General features: G+C 70.1%; 20 protein-coding genes. 15 read left to right on the top strand and 5 right to left on the bottom strand.

All coding sequences use genetic code 11. The features are described from left to right. Positions 1-195 (top strand): QcrA and Rieske domain-containing protein (locus tag B0F77_RS34045; protein ID WP_425435758.1); only part of this gene is annotated, 195 nt, incomplete at its 5' end. Continuing rightward, positions 192-1856 (top strand): cytochrome bc1 complex cytochrome b subunit, encoded by a 1665-nt coding sequence (gene qcrB / locus B0F77_RS34050; RefSeq protein ID WP_086667139.1) that lies wholly within the window; start codon positions 192-194, stop codon positions 1854-1856. The genes B0F77_RS34045 and qcrB, both read left to right, overlap by 4 nt. A 64-nt stretch (positions 1857-1920) precedes the next feature. On the opposite strand, the gene B0F77_RS34055 is transcribed toward qcrB, so the two are convergent. Next, a complete protein-coding gene (locus B0F77_RS34055; RefSeq protein ID WP_045309335.1) occupies positions 1921-2208 on the bottom strand; it encodes an Lrp/AsnC family transcriptional regulator in 288 nt (95 codons plus the stop codon). A gap of 126 nt (positions 2209-2334) precedes the next feature. Next, positions 2335-4035, bottom strand: a complete 1701-nt coding sequence (locus tag B0F77_RS34060) for a DEDD exonuclease domain-containing protein (protein ID WP_086667140.1) — start codon at positions 4033-4035, stop codon at positions 2335-2337. 183 nt (positions 4036-4218) lie between these two features. Between B0F77_RS34060 and B0F77_RS34065 the strand changes: the two genes are divergently transcribed. The 4 genes from B0F77_RS34065 (at position 4219) to B0F77_RS34080 (ending at position 8508) form a co-directional block, all read left to right on the top strand. After that, positions 4219-5550 (top strand): NYN domain-containing protein, encoded by a 1332-nt coding sequence (locus B0F77_RS34065; protein ID WP_086667141.1) that lies wholly within the window; start codon positions 4219-4221, stop codon positions 5548-5550. Positions 5551-5617: 67 nt separating this feature from the next. Then, positions 5618-6616, top strand: coding sequence for a C40 family peptidase (locus B0F77_RS34070; RefSeq protein ID WP_086667142.1), 999 nt, complete (start codon positions 5618-5620; stop codon positions 6614-6616). Between the two features lie 154 nt (positions 6617-6770). Next, positions 6771-7394, top strand: a complete 624-nt coding sequence (locus B0F77_RS34075; RefSeq protein WP_245849005.1) for a basic secretory family protein — start codon at positions 6771-6773, stop codon at positions 7392-7394. A 10-nt stretch (positions 7395-7404) separates the two neighbouring features. Continuing rightward, positions 7405-8508 (top strand): glycosyltransferase family 4 protein, encoded by a 1104-nt coding sequence (locus B0F77_RS34080; protein ID WP_086667144.1) that lies wholly within the window; start codon positions 7405-7407, stop codon positions 8506-8508. A 46-nt stretch (positions 8509-8554) separates the two neighbouring features. Here B0F77_RS34080 and B0F77_RS34085 read toward each other — a convergent pair whose 3' ends face one another. Continuing rightward, on the bottom strand, positions 8555-11416 hold the full coding sequence (locus B0F77_RS34085) for an AfsR/SARP family transcriptional regulator (RefSeq protein ID WP_086667145.1): 2862 nt from the start codon (positions 11414-11416) through the stop codon (positions 8555-8557). A 246-nt stretch (positions 11417-11662) separates the two neighbouring features. After that, a complete protein-coding gene (locus B0F77_RS34090; protein WP_086667146.1) occupies positions 11663-13459 on the bottom strand; it encodes an AMP-dependent synthetase/ligase in 1797 nt (598 codons plus the stop codon). Positions 13460-13557: 98 nt separating this feature from the next. On the opposite strand from B0F77_RS34090, the gene B0F77_RS34095 reads away from it, so the two are divergent. The 6 genes from B0F77_RS34095 to B0F77_RS34120 are packed head-to-tail and all read left to right on the top strand — an operon-like array spanning position 13558 to position 17805. After that, positions 13558-13938, top strand: a complete 381-nt coding sequence (locus B0F77_RS34095) for a polyketide cyclase / dehydrase and lipid transport (protein WP_086667147.1) — start codon at positions 13558-13560, stop codon at positions 13936-13938. Between the two features lie 56 nt (positions 13939-13994). Beyond that, entirely contained in the window at positions 13995-14783 is a 789-nt protein-coding gene (locus B0F77_RS34100) for a metallophosphoesterase family protein (RefSeq protein WP_086667153.1), read from the top strand. 23 nt (positions 14784-14806) lie between these two features. Beyond that, a complete protein-coding gene (locus B0F77_RS34105) occupies positions 14807-15247 on the top strand; it encodes an SRPBCC family protein (protein WP_086667148.1) in 441 nt (146 codons plus the stop codon). Next, positions 15244-16452, top strand: a complete 1209-nt coding sequence (locus B0F77_RS34110) for an ArsA family ATPase (protein WP_086667149.1) — start codon at positions 15244-15246, stop codon at positions 16450-16452. Before B0F77_RS34105 ends, B0F77_RS34110 begins: the two co-directional genes overlap by 4 nt. 25 nt (positions 16453-16477) lie before the next feature. Next, positions 16478-16831 (top strand): hypothetical protein, encoded by a 354-nt coding sequence (locus B0F77_RS34115; RefSeq protein WP_086667150.1) that lies wholly within the window; start codon positions 16478-16480, stop codon positions 16829-16831. Beyond that, positions 16831-17805 (top strand): ROK family glucokinase, encoded by a 975-nt coding sequence (locus B0F77_RS34120; protein WP_211294187.1) that lies wholly within the window; start codon positions 16831-16833, stop codon positions 17803-17805. The genes B0F77_RS34115 and B0F77_RS34120 overlap by 1 nt, the downstream gene beginning before the upstream one ends. Positions 17806-18302: 497 nt before the next feature. Here B0F77_RS34120 and B0F77_RS34125 read toward each other — a convergent pair whose 3' ends face one another. Continuing rightward, positions 18303-18809, bottom strand: a complete 507-nt coding sequence (locus B0F77_RS34125; protein WP_245849007.1) for a hypothetical protein — start codon at positions 18807-18809, stop codon at positions 18303-18305. A 179-nt stretch (positions 18810-18988) separates the two neighbouring features. Between B0F77_RS34125 and B0F77_RS34130 the strand changes: the two genes are divergently transcribed. The 3 genes from B0F77_RS34130 (at position 18989) to B0F77_RS34140 (ending at position 21363) form a co-directional block, all read left to right on the top strand. Beyond that, positions 18989-19723, top strand: a complete 735-nt coding sequence (locus B0F77_RS34130; protein WP_086667151.1) for a lysophospholipid acyltransferase family protein — start codon at positions 18989-18991, stop codon at positions 19721-19723. 22 nt (positions 19724-19745) lie between these two features. Further along, complete coding sequence (locus tag B0F77_RS34135; protein ID WP_086667152.1) at positions 19746-20258, top strand: polyadenylate-specific 3'-exoribonuclease AS; 513 nt, start codon at positions 19746-19748, stop codon at positions 20256-20258. A gap of 76 nt (positions 20259-20334) precedes the next feature. Then, positions 20335-21363 (top strand): 6-phosphofructokinase, encoded by a 1029-nt coding sequence (locus tag B0F77_RS34140; RefSeq protein ID WP_086667156.1) that lies wholly within the window; start codon positions 20335-20337, stop codon positions 21361-21363. Positions 21364-21450: the final 87 nt, after the last annotated feature.

Below are 21450 nucleotides of genomic sequence, written 5' to 3' on the forward strand. Positions count from 1 at the left end.
CAGCAGACCGGTCTGCTGCTCTGCCCGTGCCACCAGTCGCAGTTCGACGTGTTCGAGTACGCCAAGCCGCGGTTCGGTCCGGCAACCCGTCCTCTGCCCCAGCTTCCGATCACGGTGGACGAAGACGGATACTTGGTTGCCCGCAGCGACTTCATCGAGGCTGTGGGTCCGGCGTTCTGGGAGCGGAAGTCATGAGTGCCATCACTACGCCGACGAAGCCGGCCAACGCGGCCGCGCGCGTCGCTGGAGCGGCGGCCAACGCTGCCGACGAGCGCTACCATGCGGCCTCTGGCCTGCGTAAACAGCTGAACAAGGTCTTCCCGACGCACTGGTCGTTCCTGCTCGGTGAGATCGCGCTCTACAGCTTCATCGTGTTGTTGCTGTCGGGCACGTACCTCGCCCTGTTCTTCGACCCGTCGATGACCGAGGTCACCTACAACGGCGCGTTCGAGAACCTGCGCGGCATCGAGATGTCGCGCGCGTTCGCCTCGACGCTCGACATCTCGTTCGAGACGCGCGGTGGCTTGTTCGTCCGTCAGGTGCACCACTGGGCGGCGCTGCTGTTCATGGCCGCGATCGTCGTGCACATGTTCCGGATCTTCTTCACCGGCGCGTTCCGCAAGCCGCGTGAGATCAACTGGGTCATCGGCATCGTGCTGTTCATGCTCGGCGCGATCGAGGGCTTCCTCGGCTACTCGCTGCCGGACGACCTGCTCTCGGGCACCGGCCTGCGCGTGATGGCGGCGCTGCTGATCTCGTTCCCGGTCATCGGCACGTGGCTGAACTGGCTGATGTTCGGCGGCGAGTTCCCCGGCACCGACATCATCCCGATGCTCTACACCGCGCACATCCTGCTGATCCCGGCGATCATCCTCGGCCTGATCGCGGCGCACCTCGCGCTGGTCTGGTACCAGAAGCACACGCAGTTCCCGGGCGTGGGCCGCAAGGAGACCAACGTCGTCGGCGTCCGCATCATGCCGGTGTTCGCGGCCAAGGGCGGTGGCTTCTTCGCCATCGTCGTCGGTGTCATCGCGATCATGGGTGGCGTCTTCCAGATCAACCCGATCTGGAACTTCGGCCCGTACAACCCCGCGCAGATCTCCGCCGGCTCGCAGCCCGACTGGTACATGGGCTGGACCGACGGCCTGGTCCGCATCTGGCCCGCGTGGGAGTTCTACCTGGGCAACTACACGATCCCGGCGCCGTTCCTGCCGTTCATCCTCGGTCTGCCGCTGCTGACCGGCATCGCGGCGGTCTACCCGTGGATCGAGCGCAAGATGACCAAGGACTACGCGCACCACAACCTGCTGCAGCGCCCGCGTGACGTGCCCGTCCGCACCGCGCTCGGCTGGATGGCGATCACGTACTTCATGGTCCTGCTGCTCATGGGCGGCAACGACATCTTCGCGTACCAGTTCGACATCTCGCTGAACCTGACGACGTGGATGGGCCGGATCGGCATGCTGATCCTGCCTCCGATCGCGTACTTCGTGGCCTACCGCATCTGCATCGGCCTGCAGCGCGGCGACCGCGAGGTGCTGGAGCACGGCGTCGAGACCGGCATCATCAAGCGTCTGCCGCACGGCGAGTTCATCGAGATCCACCAGCCGCTCGGCCCGGTGGACGACCACGGCCACCCGCTGCCCCTGGCCTACCAGGGCGCGTCGGTGCCGAAGAAGATGAACAAGCTCGGCTCGGCCGGTCACCCGGTCGCCGGCAGCACGTGGTCGCCGGACCCGGTCGAGGAGACCGTGGCGCTGGAGAACGCGCGCAAGAAGAAGCACGTCTCCGAGGAGATCAGCGCCGAGGACAAGGCGGGCGAGCTCGCGGGCAAGCCGGCCGACCCGAAGGCCTGATCCTTCCGCTGAAACCGCGAAAAGCCCCCGTGCACAGCACGGGGGCTTTTCGTTGTGCCGGTGGCTACTGGGCGTCGTCGAGGCCGATGGCGAACGCCGCCTCGTCGTCGCGCTTCGAGTAGCTGCGGAACGCGATGTGCGTGTCGGTGTTCAGCACGCCCGCGACCTTGCTGATCTTGCCGGGCACCAGCGCGGCGAGGTCCTCGTGCTTGCTGACCCGCACCAGCGCGATCAGGTCCACGTCACCTGCGCAGGAGTACACCTCCGTGACTCCGTCGATGTCGGCGATCTCCTGCGCCGCCTCGGGAATGCGTTCGGCGGCGGCCTGGATCAGCACGATGGCGGTGACCACGGCGTCCTCCTCGGGGTCTCAGCACGGGTGTCTAAAAGCACTCGTAGTCTGCCCTACCGCCCGCCCAGGACGTGTCGCGGGAAGGCACCGACGACACCCCGCGGGGCGGCCTGGCGGCCCGCCTCCTCACTTCCACCGGTCGTGCAGGGGGCGGGCGCCCGCTGCCTGTTCCGCCCACGGCACCCACGCCGCCGCGGCGCCGGCGGGGGAGGACCACGGCTCGTCCGCGTACACCAGGCGGGTGCCCGGCTGGTCGAGCCAGCGCAGCACCACCCCGGTCTCCTCGGGCGGCGCGCCTCGCAGCGGACCCGGCGTCGGCACGACCGTCTCGGCGGAGGCGACCAGGGCGTCGACCACCGGCATCGGGCGGGTGCCGCGGCGGGCGACCCCGGCCGAGGCCAGCCGGCCGTAGCGCACCACGGAGAACTCCCAGCCTCCGTCGCGGTCCGGCCGGGCCGCCACGAGTTGGGGGAGGGAGGCCAGCGCGGCCAGACGCTGGGCGCGATCGAGCGAGCGGACCAGGCCCGCCAGGCGGTCGCGGCGGCGGGCGGCTTCCTCGAAGCGTTCGGCGGACGCCATGCCGCTGATCTGGCTGATGAGGGTGCGTAACGGGTCGGCGCTTCGGCCCACCACCAGGTCCTGCACGGCGACCACGGCGGGGGAGTACTCGTCGACCGTCTGGTGGCCGGCACAGGGCGCCTGGCAGCGGCCCAGTTCGGCCAGGGCGCACGGGGACGCGCGCTGGTTCGTCGCCGGGATCCTGATGGTGCAGGAACGCAGCGGCACGGCGTCCAGCAGCGCGTCCGCCACCGACTCGGCCGCCTGGCGGGTGCGGAACGGACCCAGCGCGCCGTCGCGCGCGGTCCTGACCATCGAGAGGCGGGGGAACGGCTCGTCGGTCAGCACCAGCCACCACGCGTGGTGCGGGTTCTTCGAGCGCCGGTTGTACGCGGGACGGTGCGCGCGGAGCAGCCGCAGCTCGCGCACTTCGGCTTCCAGCGGGTGGGCGCATTCCACGGCGTCGACGCGGACGGCGAGCGCGACCATCTCGCGCAGCCTGCGCCGGCCTTCGCTGGCGGTGAAGTACTGCCGCACCCGGCGGCGCAGGTCGGACGCGGTGCCCACGTAGAGCACCTCCTCCTTCGGGCCCCGGAAGAGGTAGACGCCCGGTGTGGACGGGAGGTGGGCCGCCAGGGAGCGCTTGCGGCGTTGTTCCGGCGTCACCTCCGGCAGGTACGCCAGCAGCTCTTCCAGGGAGTGCACGCCGACGTTGCCGACGCGCTCCAGCAGCGCGTGCAGCACCTCGACCGTCGCCCGCGCGTCGGCCAGGGCCCGGTGCGTGGGCTTGGTCGAGGTGTGGAAGAGGTCGGACAGGGCGGAGAGCCGGCACGACGGCGCCTCGTCGCGGCTCAGCACGCGGCGAGCGAGCTTCACCGTGCACACCACCGACGGCTTCGGCCACCGGTAGCCCTGCCGCTCGCAGGCCGCCTTGAGGAAGCTGATGTCGAAGCCGGAGTTGTGCGCCACCAGCACCGCTCCCGCCGCGAACTCCAGGAACGCGGGCAGCACCGTGTGCAGGCGGGGCGCGCCTGTGACCATCAGCTGCGTGATGCCGGTCAGCTGCGCCACCATGGGAGGGATGCCGCGCTCGGGGTCGACGAGCGTGGCGAACTCGCCGAGCACCTCGCCCGCGCGCACCTTCACCGCGCCGATCTCGGTGATCGCGTCCTCCTCGGCACTCCCGCCCGTCGTCTCCAGGTCGAAGACGACGAACGTCGTGTCGCGCAGGGGCGTCCCGAGCTCGTCGAAGGACAGTTGACCGGTCACGCGGCTGACGTTAGCGACGGGGTCTGACAATTTTCGGCTGCGATCTTCCGGACCCCTGTGACCTGCGGTTGTTCGCTCAGGGTGCCGGTCGGGTGATCTTTTCCAGATCGTTGTTCCGAAGGGCGGACACGTCCGTGCGCTGCTCAAGCGCGGGGGCTCTAGCCTGTTGGGGTGCCAGACCCGATGCCGGAGCCCGAGTTCGACCAGCCTGCCGAGGAGGTAGGCGAGTCTACTGTGGACTGGTCGGCCCTGCCGGAGCCGTTGCGGGTGAGGCTGGCGGAGCTGGGCGCCGACGCGCTGGGCGAGATGGCGAAGGTCGACGTGCCGCAGCACCTGCGGCCGGTCGCGAAGTTCGCACCCACCAAACGCGCACGGCTCGGTGGTGCGCAGGTCGTGGCCGGTCTGCGGGACTCGGCGAACTTCCGCACCGCCGTCGTGGAGTGGCTGCGCAAGAACAGGCCGTCGACGCTGGAGGTGACGTCGCCAGACCCGGTGACCGCCGCCGCGGCGGCCGTGCTGACCGGTGATGACGTCGCGCTGCACTACGTGGAACTGGTGTCGCGACGCGTGGGCGACGCGACGCTGCGAGCCGAGCGCGACGCCGCGGTGCTCCGGTCCGAACGGCTCGAAGGCGAACTGGAGCGGCTCAGGACCGAACGCAGCCAGCTCGACGGCGCCGCCGAACGCATCCGCGCGGACGCCGAGATCGAGCTGGAGCGCCTGCGCAAACGGTTGCGCGAGCAGGGCGTGAAGCTGCGCGAGGCCAAGGACGCCGCCGAGGCCGCCGCCGCCGAGGTCGAACGGATCCAGGTACGCACCGCGGACGAGGTCAAACGCCTCACCGCCGAACGTGACCGGGAGCGCGAACGGGCCGAGGCCGAGCGGGGCAAGGCGCAACGGGCGATCGCGGACGCCGAGGTCGCGCGGCAGTCCGCGCGGGAAGCCCGGCAGGCGGACGAGGTGCGCCTCGCGTTGCTCGTGGACACCCTCGACGGCGCCGTGACGGGCCTGCGCCGTGAGCTCGCTCTGGGCGGCAGTGGCCCACGCCCCGCCGACCTCGTGCGGGGCGCCAGCGCGTCGCAGGGGGCCGTCGGACGCGTGGAGGACCCGGCGGCGCTCGACCGGCTGCTGGCGTTGCCGGCGGTGCACCTGGTGGTGGACGGCTACAACGTCACGAAGACCGGCTATCCGGAGCTGTCGCTGTCTGACCAACGCGATCGGCTCGTGCACCAGCTGGCCGTGCTGGCGGCGCGCACCGGCGCGGAGGTGACGCTGGTGTTCGACGGCGCCGGCGTGGTGGCCGTGCCCGCGGCGGCGCCCCGTGGCGTCCGCGTGCTCTTCAGCGACCCCGGTGTGCTGGCGGACGACGTGATCCGCGCGCTGGTCACCGCGGAGCCCGAGGGCCGGCCCGTGGTGGTGGTGACCTCGGATCGAGCGGTCGCGGATTCGGTGCGCCGGCGTGGCGCGCACCCCGTGCCGTCCGCGGTGTTGCTGGCCCGTCTCGGGCGCGTTTGATCACCCGGTAGCCTGACGCCCGTCGATCTTGACGGTGTTGTTCTCGCGAAGGGGATCGGCGACCTCTATGTCGCTCAAACTCACCCGTGGTTTTCTGGTTGTAGTGCTGCTCGCGACCCTGCCGGCCGTGTCGTTGGCACAGCCTGCCGATCCCGCGCGCCAGTACGCCGAGCTGACGGCGCAGGCGACCAAGCTCAACGAGGAAGTCCTGCGCGCGCAGGAGGATCTCGTCCAGCGCCGGGCCGAACTCGACCGCGCGACCGGGACCGTCGCGGCGGCGCAGCAGATCGAGCGGCAGGCCAAGGCCGACGAGGGCGACTTCCAGAGCCAGGTCGACCTGATCGCCCAGGCGTCGTTCGAGGGCGCGCGGTTCAACCAGCTGTCGGCGCTGCTCGTCGCGGACTCGCAGCAGGACTTCCTGAACCGCCTCGAGATGATGCGGATGCTCGCCGCGGACAAGGCGGAGTCGCTGGCGAGGCTCTCCGGCGCGGTGGAGAAGGCCCGGCAGGCGCATCAGGTGGCAGAGGAGGCGCGCACCCGTGCCGCCGAGGCCACCGCGGCCGCCGAGAAGCTCAAGAGCGACCTGGACGGTCGTAAACAGGCGTTGCAGGCCCAGATCGACGAGGTGCGGACGGCCCTCACCCGGCTGCCCGCCCCGGTCACCGCCCAGCTGCGCGATCCGGGTGACCGGTCGGCGATCAGCGTGCCGGCCGGGACCGCCGGCCTCGCGCTGGCGTTCGCCCTGGCGCACCGCGGCGATGCCTACCGCTACGGCGCCACCGGACCGAACGAGTGGGACTGCGCCGGGCTGACGATGAAGGCCTACGCGGCGGCCGGGTTCTCGATCCCGCGCACGTCCGGTGGACAGGCCGGCGTCGGACGCGTCGTGACGCGGCCCGAGATCCGTGCGGGCGACCTGATCGTCTACTACTCGAGCCGCTCGCACGTCGCCATGGCGGTCGACAACGCGAGGGCCGTGCACGCCTCTACTGAAGGTCAGCCCGTGAAGATCGCACCGATCGACGCCATCGGGCCCATCGCGACCATTCGGCGCATCGAGGGCTAGCGTTGCGCCGGTGAAGCACCTGCGGACGTTGATGGCGGTCACCGTCGCCATGACGTTCCTGCTGGGCCTCAGCATTGCAATGCGGCCCGTTGAGTTGCAGCCGACTGAAACGGTCCATTGCAAAGAGGCTGTTCAGAAGGTTGCGACCGGCAGTGTGGCGAGTAGTTCGTGCGACTCCGAGCTGGCGCGGCGGGTGTCGGGGTTGCTGGACGAATCGGTGCGCGGGGTCGCCGATATATTGGATATCAGCTGGGTGAAGCGGGTCGACGTCGTCGTGCCGGCCTCCGATTCCGAACTGGTGTCGCTCGTCGGACCGGCCTTCGCGGACATGGCCGGGATCGCGATTCGCGACGGTTCCGGGCAGCGCGTGGTCATCAACCGGGTGCGTGCGGCGTCGCTGTCGGACATGGAGCTGCGGGTGCTGTTGCGGCACGAGATCACGCACGTCGCGACGCGTGACCTGACGTCGGACTCGGCCCCGCTGTGGCTGGTGGAGGGTTTCGCGGACTGGGTGGCGTTCCACGGGCTGGGGCTCTCACTGCGCCAGGCCGCGCCGAAGCTCACCTCGGACGTGTCGGCACTGCCGGCGGACTTCGGCGGCCCAGGGCGTGATCTGGCCTACCAGCAGGCGTACTCGATCATGGTTTACCTGGAGTCACGGCTGGGGGAGCGCGGTGTCGTGGACTTCTTCCTGCAACACGCGGCGATGTCCGCAGTGGACGCGAGCGCGGTCGACCTGGCGGGCTGGCGCGAGTTCCTGAAAACGAGCATCGGCTAGCGTTGGGTTCGTGCGTCGTACCTTGCTGGTGACCAACGACTTCCCGCCCCGCCCCGGTGGCATCCAGTCCTACCTGCACGCGTTGGCGACACGGCTGCCCGCGGACTCCCTCGTCGTGTACGCGCCGAAGTGGAAGGGCGCGCAGGAGTTCGACGCCCAGCAGCCGTTCCCGGTGGTGCGGCATCCGACGTCGCTGATGCTGCCGACGCCGGACGTGCTGAACCGCGCCCGCGACATCGCCCGCGCCGAGTCGTGCGACGCCGCGTGGTTCGGCGCGGCGGCTCCGCTCGCGCTGCTGGCTCCCAGGCTCGGGCTGAGCCGCGCGGTGGCGTGCACGCACGGCCACGAGGTCGGCTGGTCGATGCTGCCGGTGGCACGGCAGGCGTTGCGGGCCATCGGGTCCGGTGTGGACGTCGTGACGTACGTCAGCAAGTACACCCGTTCGCGGTTCGCCGCGGCGTTCGGTCCGATGGCGGCGCTCGAACACCTTCCGTCCGGTGTGGACACCGAGCTGTACCGCCCGGATCCCGCCGCACGGGCCGAAATGCGGCAGCGATACGGGCTGGGTGACCGTCCGGTGATCGTGTGCGTGTCACGCCTGGTGCCGCGCAAGGGACAGGACATGCTCATCCGCGCGCTGCCGTTGATCCAGCGCGCGGTACCGGACGCCGCGCTGCTGATCGTCGGCGGCGGACCGTACCGGGGCACGCTCGAAAAGCTGGCCGCCGGCAACAAGGACGTCGTGCTGACCGGCTCGGTGCCGTGGGAGGAACTACCCGCGCACTACAACGCCGGCGACGTCTTCGCGATGCCGTGCCGCACGCGTGGCCGCGGTCTCGACGTCGAAGGCCTCGGCATCGTCTACCTGGAGGCCTCGGCGACCGGGCTGCCCGTGGTGGCCGGACGGTCCGGCGGCGCACCGGAGACCGTGCTCAACGGCAACACCGGCAACATCGTCGACGGCCGGGACGTCGCCGACGTCGCCGCGAAGATCGCCGCGCTGCTCGCCGATCCCGAGACGGCGGCCAAGATGGGGCGCGCCGGGCGGGAGTGGGTGAGCGAGAACTGGCGGTGGGACCAGCTCGCGCACCGTCTCGAAGGCCTGATCGGCTAGCTGAACATCGGCTGGCTGATATCCGATATATCAGTTAGCCGATATATCAGTTGAGCTCGCGGGCTCGGTTCTCCAACGCGCGCAGCCCCAGTTCGGTGCTGCGCCGCACGGCCCGCTCGGCGGCGGAACGGGCGTCGGCGGGGCGGTCGAGGTCCCGCCACACCACGGCCAGCCCGAGCAACGCCCGGACCTCGCCGGACGCGTAGCCGATCCGCCGGGCCGTCGTGAGCGCCTGCTCGAACAACTCCGCCGCGCCGCGGAAGTCGGACCTGGCGCGCCGGACCTCGCCGAGCGTGACCCGCACCGACGTCGCCACCTGCTGGTCCCCGCCGTCGGCGACCAGTGCCAGGGCCCGGGAAGCGAGCGACAGAGCGGCCTCGTGATCACCGGAAGCGAGGGAGAGCGCCGCGAGGTTCTCCAGCGCCTCGGCCTCGCCGGCGGGGACGTTGCCGAGCTCCAGGGCCCGTTCGAGGTGGGCACGCGCGTCGTCGAGCTGCCCCTGCAGGCGCAGGGCCATGCCGAGATAGGTGTGGCTGTCGGCGTTCGGCGCGAGTGCCAGAGCCTGGGAGAAGTGCTCGACCGCGCCGTCGATCTCACCGAGCTCCACGGCGAGCTGCCCGAGGTTGTGCAGGCCGATGGTGACGCTTTCGTCCGAGCGCAACATCTCCAGGCAGCGGACCAGCGCGTCCTTCGCGGCCTTCAACTCTCCCGAGCGGCGGTGCACGAGGCTGAGGTTGTTCAGCACGCTCGCCTCGGCGTCCTTGTCGCCCAGCGAGCGGTACAGCTCGATCGCCTGGTTGTGGTGCTCGACGGACAACGCGTACTCGCCCAGCCGCAGGTAGAGGGTGCCGAGGTTCGCGTGCATCGCGGCCTCGGCCGGGCGGTGCGCGGACGCCTGGGCGGCCTGCAGACCGTGGTGCGCCGTCGCGAGCCACTCGCCGACGTGCTGGCCGATCCACAGGTATCCGCGCAGCCCGTCGGCCAGCTGCCAGGCCAGGGGCGCCGGACCGTGCTCGGCCGCGTGCCGGATCGCGGCGGTCAGGTTCGGGCGCTCGGCGTCGAGCCACGCCAGCGCCTCGGCCGAGGTCGTGATCCGCGGCGGTGGGCCGGAGACGGACGACGGCAGCCGCACGATCCCGGGGTAGAGCAGTTCGGCGCAGCGTTCGACACCGAGCACGTAGTGGTTCATCAGCGCCGTCCACGCCTCCTGCTGCTCGGCGGGACTGTCCGACTCCTCGCGCAACGCCGCGGCGTAGCGCATCAGCTCGTCGTGGAACCGGTAGCGCCCAGGAGCCGCCGAGACCACCAGGTTCGCGATCGCCAGCACCGTCAGCAGGCCTTCGGCGTCCACATCGGCCAGCGCGGACGCGGCCTCCGCGGTGAAGTCCGGCCCCGGCACCAGCGACAACAGCCGGAACAACCGCTGCGGCGCCGGTGGCAGCGCGGCGTAGGCCAGTTCGATCGGCGAACCCGAGATCGTCACGTCGTCGCGCCCGGCCAGGTAAGCCGCCGCCACCCGCAACGCCAGCGGCAGATGCCCGCACCGCGCCGCCAGCTCCGCGTGATCACCCGGCCCCAGCAGCGCCGTCAGCAACGACGCGGACTCCGCGGGGGAGAACACGTCCACCGGCACGGTCCGGGCGCCGTTCATCGCGATCAGCCCGCGCAGGTCGTCCCGGGACGTCACGATCACCCGGCACGACGCCGTCCCCGGCAGCAGCGGCCGCACCTGGTCCGGCGCGGAGGCGTTGTCCAGCACCAGCAACATTCGCCGCCCCGACAGCAACGACCGCAGCATCGTGCTCTGCTCGTCGGCGTCCGGCGGGATCTCGTCCGGTGGCACGCCCAGCGCCCGCAGGAACCGCGACAGCACGTCCATCCCGTCCGCGGGCGGTCCCAACGCGTACCCGCGCAGGTCGACGTACAGCTGCCCGTCCGGGAACCGGTCGCGCAGCAGGTGCGCCACGTGCACGGCCAGCGTGGTCTTGCCCACCCCCGGCTGTCCCGCCAGCGTCACGATCGGCACCGCACCGCCCGTGATCAGCCCGGAGACCCGTTCGATGTGCCAGGCGCGCCCGGTGAAGTCCGTGATGTCGTCCGGCAGCCGCATCGGTGTCGCGGGCGCCCGCTCCGGTTCCCGCCGGGCCGCCGGCGCCGCCAGTTCCGGCGCCCCCACCAGGATCGCCTGGTGCAGCGCCCGCAGCTCCTCCGACGGGTCGATGCCGAGTTGCTCGTCGAGCGTCCGGTCGAGCTGCCGGAACGCCTCCAGCGCCTCCGCCTGCCTGCTGCTTCGGTACAGCGCGATCATCAACTGACCCCAGAACCGCTCGCGCAACGGGTGATCCCGCGTCAGCGCGAACAGCTCCGGCACCAGGTCCGCGTGGTCGCCCAGCGCGAGTTCCACGTCGATTCGCTGCTCGTGCACGGTCATCAGCAGCTCGTTCAGCCGCGGCGCGTGCTCGGCGTACAGCGTCTCCGACGGCACGTCCGACAGCACCGGCCCGCGCCACAGCTCCAACGCCTCGGCAAACGCTTTCCGCGCGGTGACCAGGTCGCCCGCCGCCGCTGCCGCACGACCGCGCGCAGCCATGTCCGCGAACCGGTGCACGTCCACGGCCAGCGGGTCGACGCGCATCCGGTAGCCGTCGGCGGCCGTCTGGATCAACGACGGGTCGCCCAGCGCCGCCCGCAGCCGCATCACATAGGTCTGCAACGTCCCACGAGTGCGCGCGGGCGGTGTGACACCCCACACATGCTCGACGAGTTCCGTCACGGGGACGACGCGGTTCGGCCGCAGCAGCAGCGCCGCCAGCAACGCTCTGTGCTTGCCCGCGCGCAGCACCACCGAGGTGCCGTCCAGGCGCACTTCCATCGGGCCGAGCAGCCGGAACTGCGGACCCGAAGCCATTGCCGTCCCCTCGCGTGTCGCCGATGATCCCCGTCTACCGGACAGCCTATTAGCGCACTGTCGCCGAGTGACATCGGCGCGTCAGCGATACGTCAGCGCCGTACGGCAATCTTCTTCATGTCCCGGTCGGGGGGCCGGGGCAACAAACTTCTCGGGTTCCGCGAAAGCCTCGCGGATCACGATCGCTGGGGGTCGAAAGGCCCAGGAGCTCTTCTGAGCTCCTGGGCCTTTCGCGCATTGGACCTGTTACTTCGCGTAGATCGCGTCGATGTCCGACGCGTAGGTCGTCGCCACGACGGAGCGCTTCAGCTTCAGCGACGGCGTCATCTCGCCGCCCGCCTCGGTGAAGTCGACCGGCAGCACGCGGAACTTGCGGATCGCCTCGGCCTTGGACACCGACTTGTTCGCCTCGTCCACCACAGCCTGGATCTCGGCCAGCAGGTCCGCGTCCTCGATCAGGTCGGGGACGTCGGCCGACGCCGGCTTGCCGTGCGACTCCTTCCACGACGGGAAGAACTCCGGGTCGATCGTGATCAGCGCGCCGATGAACGGCTGCTTGTCGCCGACGACCATGCACTGCGAGATCAGCGGGTGCGCCCGGATGCGGTCCTCGAGCTGCGCGGGGGAGACGTTCTTGCCACCGGCGGTGACGATGATCTCCTTCTTGCGGCCCGTGATCTTCAGGAACCCGTCACCGTCGAGCTCACCGATGTCACCGGTGTGGAACCAGCCGTCCTCGAGGGCCTCCTTGGTGGCGGCCTCGTTGTTCCAGTAGCCGGTGAAGACGATGTCGCCCTTGATGAGGATCTCGCCGTCGTCCGCGATCCGCACCGACGTGCCCGGCACCGGCAGGCCGACGGTGCCGACCTTCTCCTGGCCGCGGAACGTCACGCACGCCGCCGCCGACGTCTCGGTCAGGCCGTAGCCCTCGTAGACCGGGATGCCCGCGCCGCGGAAGAAGTGCGACAGCCGGTCGCCCAGCGGCGCGCCACCGGACACCGCCGCGATCGCGCGGCCGCCCAGGGCACCGCGCAGCTTCGCGAACACCAGCTTGTCGAACACCGCGTGCTTGAGCCGCAGCACCAGGCCGGGGCCGCCGTTGTCCAGCGCGCTCGAGTACTCGACGGCGGTCGCCTCGGCCGCGTCGAAGATCTTGCCCTTGCCGCCCGCGTGCGCCTTCTGCTTGGCGCCGTTGTAGACCTTCTCGAACACGCGCGGCACCGCGACGACGAACGTCGGGCGGAACTGGCCCAGGTCCGCGACCAGGTTCTTCACGTCCGCGGTGTGGCCCAGCGTCGCGCGCGAGTACACGCACGCCAGCGCCAGAGCGCGCGCCAGGATGTGCGCGAGCGGCAGGAACTCCAGCAGCGAGTTGCCGGCGGTGAGGATCTCCGGGAACCGCGACAGCGCCGACCGCACCTCGGACAGCAGGTTGCGGTGCGTCAGCGTGCAGCCCTTGGGCCGGCCGGTGGTGCCGGACGTGTAGACCAGCGTCGCCGTCTCGTCCGCCTGCACCTGCCCGCGGCGCTCGTGCACCCGCTCGTCGGTGATCTCGGCGCCCAGCGCGGTCAGCTCGTCGACCGCGGCGGCCGAGCCCTCGATCTGCCACACGTGCCGCAGCTCCGGCAGCGTGCTGACGACGTCGTCGACCAGCGCGCGGTGCGACGACGTCTCGACGAACACCGCCTTCGCGCCGGAGTCGGACAGGATCCACTCGATCTGGTCCGCCGACGACGTCTCGTAGATCGGCACGGTGACGCCGCCCGCCGCCCAGATGGCGAAGTCGAACAGCTGCCACTCGTAGCGGGTCTTGGAGACCAGGCCGATGCGGTCGCCGTGCTCGATCCCGGCCGCGATCATGCCCTTGGCGACCGCCATGACCTGCGCGGCGAAGTCACGCGCCGTGATGTCGACCCAGGTGCCGTCGACCTGCCTGCGGAAGCTGACGGCGTTGCCGAAGCGCTCCGCGTTGGCCCACACCATGTCGGTGAGGTTCTCCTCCGGAGCCACAGCGGCGGTGGCGGGGACGCTGAACTCGCGCACGTCAACCTCCGTACGGTGAAATGTTACTGGTGGGGAAACCTAGCGTGTGATTCCGGCGATACAAAGGTTGGTACGCCCTTCCGTTACCTTTTGTCCTCATGGCCAGCGTGGACGTGGTTGACGAGACTTTTCTGGCAGTACCACCCAGCGTGGTCGCCGCCGCCTTCGCCGCGCCATCGTCCTGGCGCGAGTTCTGGCCGGATCTCGAACTCGACGTCTACGCGGATCGTGGCGAGGAGGGGCTGCGCTGGACCGTCGGCGGCGCGCTCGTCGGCACCATGGAGGTCTGGCTCGAACCCATGCTCGACGGCACCGTGCTGCATTACTTCCTCCGCGCTGATCCACCGGCGGGCTCACTCACCCCGCGCAACGCCCGTCGCGAGGTGCAACGCCGTCAGCTCGACGCGAAGTCCGTCGCGCTGGGCCTCAAACTGACTCTGGAGGACGGTCGTCCGCCTGGCTGCCCGCCGCACGGGTGATCTTGCTTGACGTGCGTCTCAGAAACCACCGCTGCCGGTGAACTAAGTTGGAAACCGTGCGGGTTCACGTGGTCTCGGATGTGCACGGCAACGCGGAGGCGCTCGCGCGCGCTGGTGATGGTGCCGACGCGCTCGTCGTGCTCGGCGACCTCATCGACTTCGTCGACTACCACGACCATTCCAAGGGGATCCTCGGGCGCGTTTTCGGGCCCGAGAAGGTGGGGATCTTCGCCGAGTTGAGACGCGGCACCAAGCGCGCGGACACGGCGAGCTACATCCGTTCCCTGTGGGACGGTCTGGCGGACGCCCGTTCCGTGGTGGAAGAAGCGGTGCTGGAGCAGTACCACGCGTTGTTCGCCGCGATGACCGCGCCGACGTACGCGACACCGGGCAATGTGGACAGTCCGCACCTGTGGCCGCAGTTCGCCGGTGACGGGGTGCACGTGCTCGACGGCGAGGCCGCGGAGATCGGCGGGCTGAGGTTCGGTTTCGCGGGCGGCGGGCTGATGCTGCCTGGGCACATCCGCAACCCCAGGGCGCCGTGGTACCCGTACCTGCGCACGGAAGCCGACATGGCGGCCGCGCTGGAGCGGATGGGGCAGGTCGACGTGCTCTGCACGCACATCCCGCCACTTGTTCCGGAACTCGCCTACGACGTGGTCGCGCGCCGGCCCGAATGGGGATCGCGCGCGGCACTGGAGAAGATCGTCGCCGAACGTCCGCGCTGGTCGGTGTTCGGGCATGTGCACCAGCCGTTGGCCAGGCGAGTGCGGATCGGCTACACCGAGTGCATCAACGTCGGGCACTTCCAGCGCAGCGGCAAGCCTCACGTCCTCAATTGGTAAAGACGCGAGTAACCTCCTCACTCATGGCCGACGAGTCCACTCAGTCCATCGTCATCGACGCTCCGCCTGAGAAGATCATGGCGATCATCGCGGACTTCCCGTCGTACCCGGACTGGGCGAACGGGATGAAAGAGGTCGAGGTTCTCGACACCGGTTCCGACGGCCGCGCCGAGCAGGTGCGGTTCGCGATCGATCAGGGTCCCGTGAAGGACGAGTACACCCTGAAGTACGACTGGGCGGCCGACGGTCTCTCGGTGAAGTGGGAGCTCGTCAAGGGCACCATGCAGAAGGCGCAGCAGGGCAGCTACGTGCTGGCGCCGTCCGGTACCGGCACCAAGGTGACCTACACGCTGTCGGTGCAGCTGGTGATCCCGATGATCGGGCTGTTCCGCCGCAAGGCAGAGAAGCTGATCCTCGACACCGCGCTCAAGGAACTCAAGAAGCGCGCGGAGAAGGCGGCTTGAGCCGGGTCCTGCTCTTCACCGGCAAGGGCGGGGTCGGCAAGACGACGCTGTCCGCCGCCACGGCGGCCTCGCTGGCGGCACACGGTCGCAAGGCGCTCGTGGTCTCCACCGATCCCGCTCACTCGCTGGGTGACGCCCTCGACGTGCGTCTCGGCTCGGAACCGTCCGAAGTGGATGGTTCGGGCGGCTTGTTCGCGTGCCAGATCGACCCGCGCGGCCTCGTCGACGAGGCTTGGGGCGAGTTGCGCGGCCATCTGCGGACCGTGCTGGCGGGTGCCGGTGTCGACGAGCTCGACGCCGAGGAACTGACCGTGCTGCCCGGCGTCGAGGAGTTGCTCGCGCTGGCGGAGGTACGACGGCTGGCGTCCAGCGGCCCGTGGGAGGTCGTGGTCGTCGACTGCGGGCCGACCGCGGAGACGTTGCGGCTGCTGTCGTTGCCCGAGGCGTTCGCGGGATATCTGGAACGGCTCTTCCCGACCCACCGGCGCGTGGTGCGGGGGTTGCTCGCGGGTGTCGCGGGCACCGGGACCGTGGAGAAGTGGGATGCCACGGCGGACGCGTTGAGTCGTCTTGCCGAGCGGTTGGACGCGTTGCGGACGATGCTGGCGGATCCTTCTTCGTGTTCGGTGCGGCTGGTGCTGACGCCGGAACGCGTCGTGGCCGCGGAGACGCGACGGACGCTGACCGCCTTGGCGCTGCAGGGAATCCGCGTCGACAGCGTGATCGCGAACCGGCTGGTGCCCTCGCCCGGTGCCGCGCGGGGTGCCGCTGCTTCGTGGCTGCGCACGCGCCGACACGAGCAGGACGCGGTGCTGGCCGAGTTGACCGGCATCGGTGAGATCCGCACCGTCGACCACCGCGCGTCCGAACCCGTCGGGGTGCCGGCGCTGCTGGAGGTTGCCGAACAGCTGTACGGCGACACGGACCCGTTGCCGGGTTCCGCCGTTTCGGAGTCGTTGCTGGAGGTGTCGGGCAGCGGGCGCGGCCTCGACGCCCGATACTCGCTGCGGATCGCGTTGCCGCTGGCCGACGACACCGAACTGGACCTCGCCCGCGTGGGCGACGACCTCGCGTTGACCGTCGACGGCCGGCGTCGGCTCGTGGCGCTGCCGTCGTTGCTCAGGCGCTGCATCGTGACCGGTGCGGAGATGGACGCGGGTGGCGTGACGGTGGGATTCCGCCCGGACCCGGCGCTGTGGCGTTGACTCGGGCGCTGATCAGGAGCTTTGGATGACCCAGGACAACACCGGCAAGCTCGCCGAGGAGCTGCGGCTGCTCATCGACACAGCGGCCGAGCGCATGCAGCCGTGGCTGCAGCGCGTCGCCGAAGCGGGCGACGGCTCGCACACGCCTGAGACGTGCGGCTGGTGCCCTCTGTGCAACGGCGTGGCGTTGCTGCGCGGCGACCGTTCGGAGCTGGCCGCGAAGGCCGCCGAGCACGCCGCCGGCCTGGTCGCGGTGCTGCGGGCCGCCCTGCGCGAGCCCGGCACCCCGCCTCCGCCGCCGCCTGCCGGTGGTGACGAGCCCGCTCCTGACGCCGGTCAGCGAGTGCAGCACATCAAGGTCGTCAGGAAGACCGACTAGTGCTCACGGTCGGAGTGGACATCGGTGGCACCAGCGTTCGCGCCGGTGTGGTGGACGCGCGCGGCTCGGTCCTGGACACCTCACGCGCGCCGACACCGGCCGGCGAACGCGCTCTCGAAGACGCGATCGTCGCCGCCGTGGAGGAGGTGGCGGACCGGCACACGGTGAATGCCGTCGGGCTGGCCGTGGCGGGCTTCATCGCCTCGGACCGCCGCACGGTGCGGTTCGCGCCGCACCTGGCGTGGCGGCAGGCCGACGTGGCCGACCGCATGAGCGACCGCCTGGGCATGCCCGTGGTCCTGGAACACGACGCGAACGCCGCCGCCCTGGCCGAACACCGCTTCGGCGCCGCCCGCGGAGCTCGCACGGCCGTGCTGGTCGCCATCGGCACCGGCATCGGCGCCGCTTTGCTGCTCAACGGCGAGGTGTTCCGCGGCGCCCACGGCGTGGCCCCCGAACTGGGTCACCTGCGCGTGGTCCCGGACGGCCGCCCCTGCCCGTGCGGCAAGAACGGCTGCTGGGAGCGCTACTGCAGCGGCACCGCCCTTTCGGCCACCGCGGTGGAACTGCTGGCCAAACACCCCGGCGTCTCCACCGTGCTGGCGCGTGAGGCCGCCGGTGACTCCCGCGCGGTGACCGGCCGCCGAGTGGCCGGAGCGGCCCGCGACGGCGACCCGCTGGCCCAGCGCGCGATGGCCGACCTGGCCCGCTGGCTCGGCGAGGGCCTGGCCCTGGTCGCCGACGTCTACGACCCCGAGGTGATCGTCATCGGGGGAGGGGTGTCGACCTCGGCGCCGTTGTTCCTCGACGACGCCCGCGAGCGCTACGCCTCCGTCGTGACCGGCGCGGGCCACCGCCCGCTGGCCCGGATCCGCACCGCGCAGCTCGGCGACGACGCCGGCATCGTGGGCGCGGCGACCCTGGCGCGCGAGATGGCGGCGTCGATGACCCGGAACCACTCCCGCCGGTCCTGAGCCGGGGTCAGAACCGTCCGACGCCGCGGTCGACCTCACCGAACGCCGAGCGCCCGGAACCCGCGGTGCAAAAGATCGAAATCAGCCCGTGCCACAGGCCATCCCGGCCTGCCGCAGCAGCGCGTCGCACGGCCTTAGCAATGAGTCTTTTGCGGACGAAGTCAAAAGACCTGTTGCAAGGGTGCTGGTCAGCGAGACTGATATATCGGGTTGAGGAGTGTCGCGGCGGGCGTGTCGGGGTCTGTTCGCCCGCCGCGAACACTCTGCTGGAACGACCGGCGCTACGGGCCGGTCCGGGAGTTAGCGACCGAGCAGGCGCAGGATGCGCGGGCGGCGGCGCTTGGCGCGCTCCGCGTCCTTCTTGCTCAAGGTCGCCATGGCGCGGGCCATCATCAGGTGCTGCATCTGGTCCATGTCCGACACGTAAGCATGACCGAATCGTTACCTGAAGGTTCGAGTGGCCGTTATCACGTCGTTACCAATCGGGACGTGACGTGTCACACCTGGGCGCCGTCGTCCCAACCCGAGTCGGGCGGCGGGGTGTTGCGCATGCGCAGGATCAGCCAGCCGACACCCGCGCACAGGGCCACGAGGGACAGCGGGGTGCCGATCCGCGGCTGCAGGCCGAACAGGCCTGGGGCGACCAGCAGGACGATGCCCAGGACGAACAGACCGAGCGCCGCGAGCGTGGACGCGCGGAGCACCGGGAACGGCGGCGGCTCTGGGGGAACGTAATGGTCCTCGTCGTCCCGATCTCGGCGTTCGGGCTCGTCCACGAGGCCGGTGGTCATGTCGGAGGCGGTGACGTCCATCGGGTCGTCGGCCGGTTCGCCGCGTCGTTCGCGGTCCTGGTCGACGGCATCCGGGCTCGCCTCGTCGAAGTCGAGCCAGTCCTTGCCGACCCCGTCCCGTTCGAGACCCGCGACGATCTCGGCAAAGAGCTCGTCGACGTTCTCGGGGCCGTCGGTCGAGTCGCGCCGGGCGTTCATCCAGAGCCTCTCCATGTGCCGCAACCCTCTTGACCCCTCATCGTTGCACGGGCGGGATGTGTTGCGGGTTACGGCAGTCGGCTCAGTCGTGCCCGTGACGCTCTACTTCGGGACTCGTTGTGTGAGGTGCGGTCGGCTCCGTAGGCTGGTTGCCGGGATCAAGGTTCGCGGTGTCTAGGGAGGCGCTTCCCAAAGTGCTGTACTGGTTGATGAAGCACGTCCTCCTGGGACCGATTCTCCGGCTGTTCTTCCAGCCGAAGATCATCGAAGGTGCCGAGAACATTCCCAAGGACGGCGGCGCGATCCTGGCGAGCAACCACCTCGCCGTGTCCGACTCGTTCTTCCTGCCGCTGATGCTGTCGCGGCGCGTTACCTTCCCCGCCAAGATCGAGTACTTCACCGGCACGGGGCTCAAGGGCAGGCTGCAGAAGTGGTTCTTCTCCGGCGTCGGCCAGGTGCCGATCGACCGGTCCAGCGCCTCGGCCGCCCAAGGCGCGCTCGACACGGGCGTGCGGATCGTGCGCGAGGGCAAGCTGCTCGGCATCTACCCCGAGGGCACCCGTTCGCCCGACAGCCGGCTGTACAAGGGCAAGGTCGGTGTCGCGTGGATCGCGCTGGAGTCCGGCGCGCCGGTCATCCCGGTGGCGATGTTCGGCACGGACAAGGCGAACCCCATCGGCTCCAAGATGTGGCGGCCGTACCCGATCCGCATCAAGATCGGCAAACCGCTCGACTTCTCCCGCTACGAGGGACTTTCCGGCGACCGGTTCGTGCTGCGGTCGATCACCGACGAGATCATGTACGCGCTGATGGAGCTCTCCGGTCAGGAGTACGTCGACGTCTACGCGGCGAAGGCGAAGGAGCAGGCCGCTCCCGTGCCCGAGCAGGGCAAGGGCGCCGACCGGGTGCCCGAGACGAAGGCGAGCTGACCGCACCCCCTAGGGTGTCGCGGTGCGGTTCTTCTACGACTGTGAGTTCATCGAGGACGGGGTGACGATCGACCTGGTGTCGATCGGTGTGGTCGACGAGGAAGGCCGCGAGTTCTACGCCGTGTCCACCGAGTTCGACCCCGAGCGCGCGGGTCCGTGGGTGCGGCAGAACGTGCTCAACCAGCTGCCCTCGCCCGCGGACAAGGCCTGGCGCAGCCGCGATCGCATCCGCGAGGACCTGCTCGACTTCCTCGGCGCCCGCAACGCCGCGCGCGACGAGGTGGAGCTGTGGGCGTGGTTCGCCGCCTACGACCACGTGGCGCTGGCGCAGCTGTGGGGTGCGATGCCGGCGTTGCCGCGCGCTCTGCCCCGGTTCACCCGCGACCTGCGGCAACGCTGGGACGACGTCGGCAGGCCCAAGCTGCCGTCCCCTCCCGCGGACGCTCACGACGCCCTCGCCGACGCGCGGCACAACCTCGCGCGGTGGAAGGTGATCGAGGAACATCGCCGGAAAATCGGTTTTCCCGTCCGGTAAGTGAGACCCGCGTTGCTGCACCGATACAGCTCGTGAAAGTCTGAGTGACACAGAACACGAGAGATTGGGCAAGCAGATGCGCATCGGTGTGCTCACTGGCGGTGGTGACTGCCCCGGTCTGAACGCCGTGATCCGGGCCGTGGTCCGCAAGGGCATCAAGGCACACGGCTGGGAGATCGTCGGGTTCCGCAACGGGTGGCAGGGCCCGATCGAGAACCTCACCAAGTCGATCGACCTCACGGACGTCGAGGAGATCCTCACCCGCGGTGGCACGATCCTGGGCTCGTCGCGCACGAACCCCTACAAGGTCGAGGGCGGTGTCGACCGCATCCGCGAGACGATCGCGGAGAACCAGATCGACGCCATCATCGCGATCGGCGGCGAGGACACCCTCGGTGTCGCCAAGCGCCTCACCGATGACGGCATCGGCGTCGTGGGCGTGCCGAAGACGATCGACAACGACCTCGGCGCCACGGACTACACGTTCGGCTTCGACACGGCCGTGCACATCGCGACCGAGGCCATCGACCGCCTGCGCACCACGGCCGAGTCGCACCACCGTGCGCTCGTCGTCGAGGTCATGGGCCGGCACGCGGGCTGGATCGCGCTGCACTCCGGTCTCGCCGGCGGCGCGAACGTCATCCTCGTGCCCGAGCGCCCGTTCAGCGTCGACAAGGTCGTCGAGTGGGTCGAGCGCCGCTTCGAGAGCGAGTTCGCGCCGATCATCGTCGTCGCCGAGGGCGCGATCCCCGAGGGCGGTGCGGAGGTGCTGCACTCCGGTGAGCGCGACGCCTTCGGTCACGTCCGTCTCGGTGGCGTCGGCCAGTGGCTCGCGGAGGAGATCGCGGACCGCACCGGCAAGGAGTCCCGCGCGGCCGTGCTCGGCCACATCCAGCGCGGTGGCACGCCGACCGCGTACGACCGGGTGCTCGCGACCCGTTTCGGTCTGCACGCGGTCGACGCCGTCGCCGCCGGTGACTTCGGCACCATGGTCGCGCTGCGCGGCACCGAGATCGTCCGCGTGAAGCTGTCGGAGGCGACGGCCGAGCTCAAGACGGTTCCGACCGAGCGCTACGAAGAGGCCGAGGTCTTCTTCGGCGCCTGATTTCGGGCCTGATCCTTGGGCCTGATTTTCGGGCCCGATGCCTCAGATCCAATATCCGATATATCGGTTATGCAAAAGACGTTTGCG

This window comes from Lentzea kentuckyensis (assembly GCF_002150765.1).
Classification (GTDB): domain Bacteria; phylum Actinomycetota; class Actinomycetes; order Mycobacteriales; family Pseudonocardiaceae; genus Lentzea; species Lentzea kentuckyensis.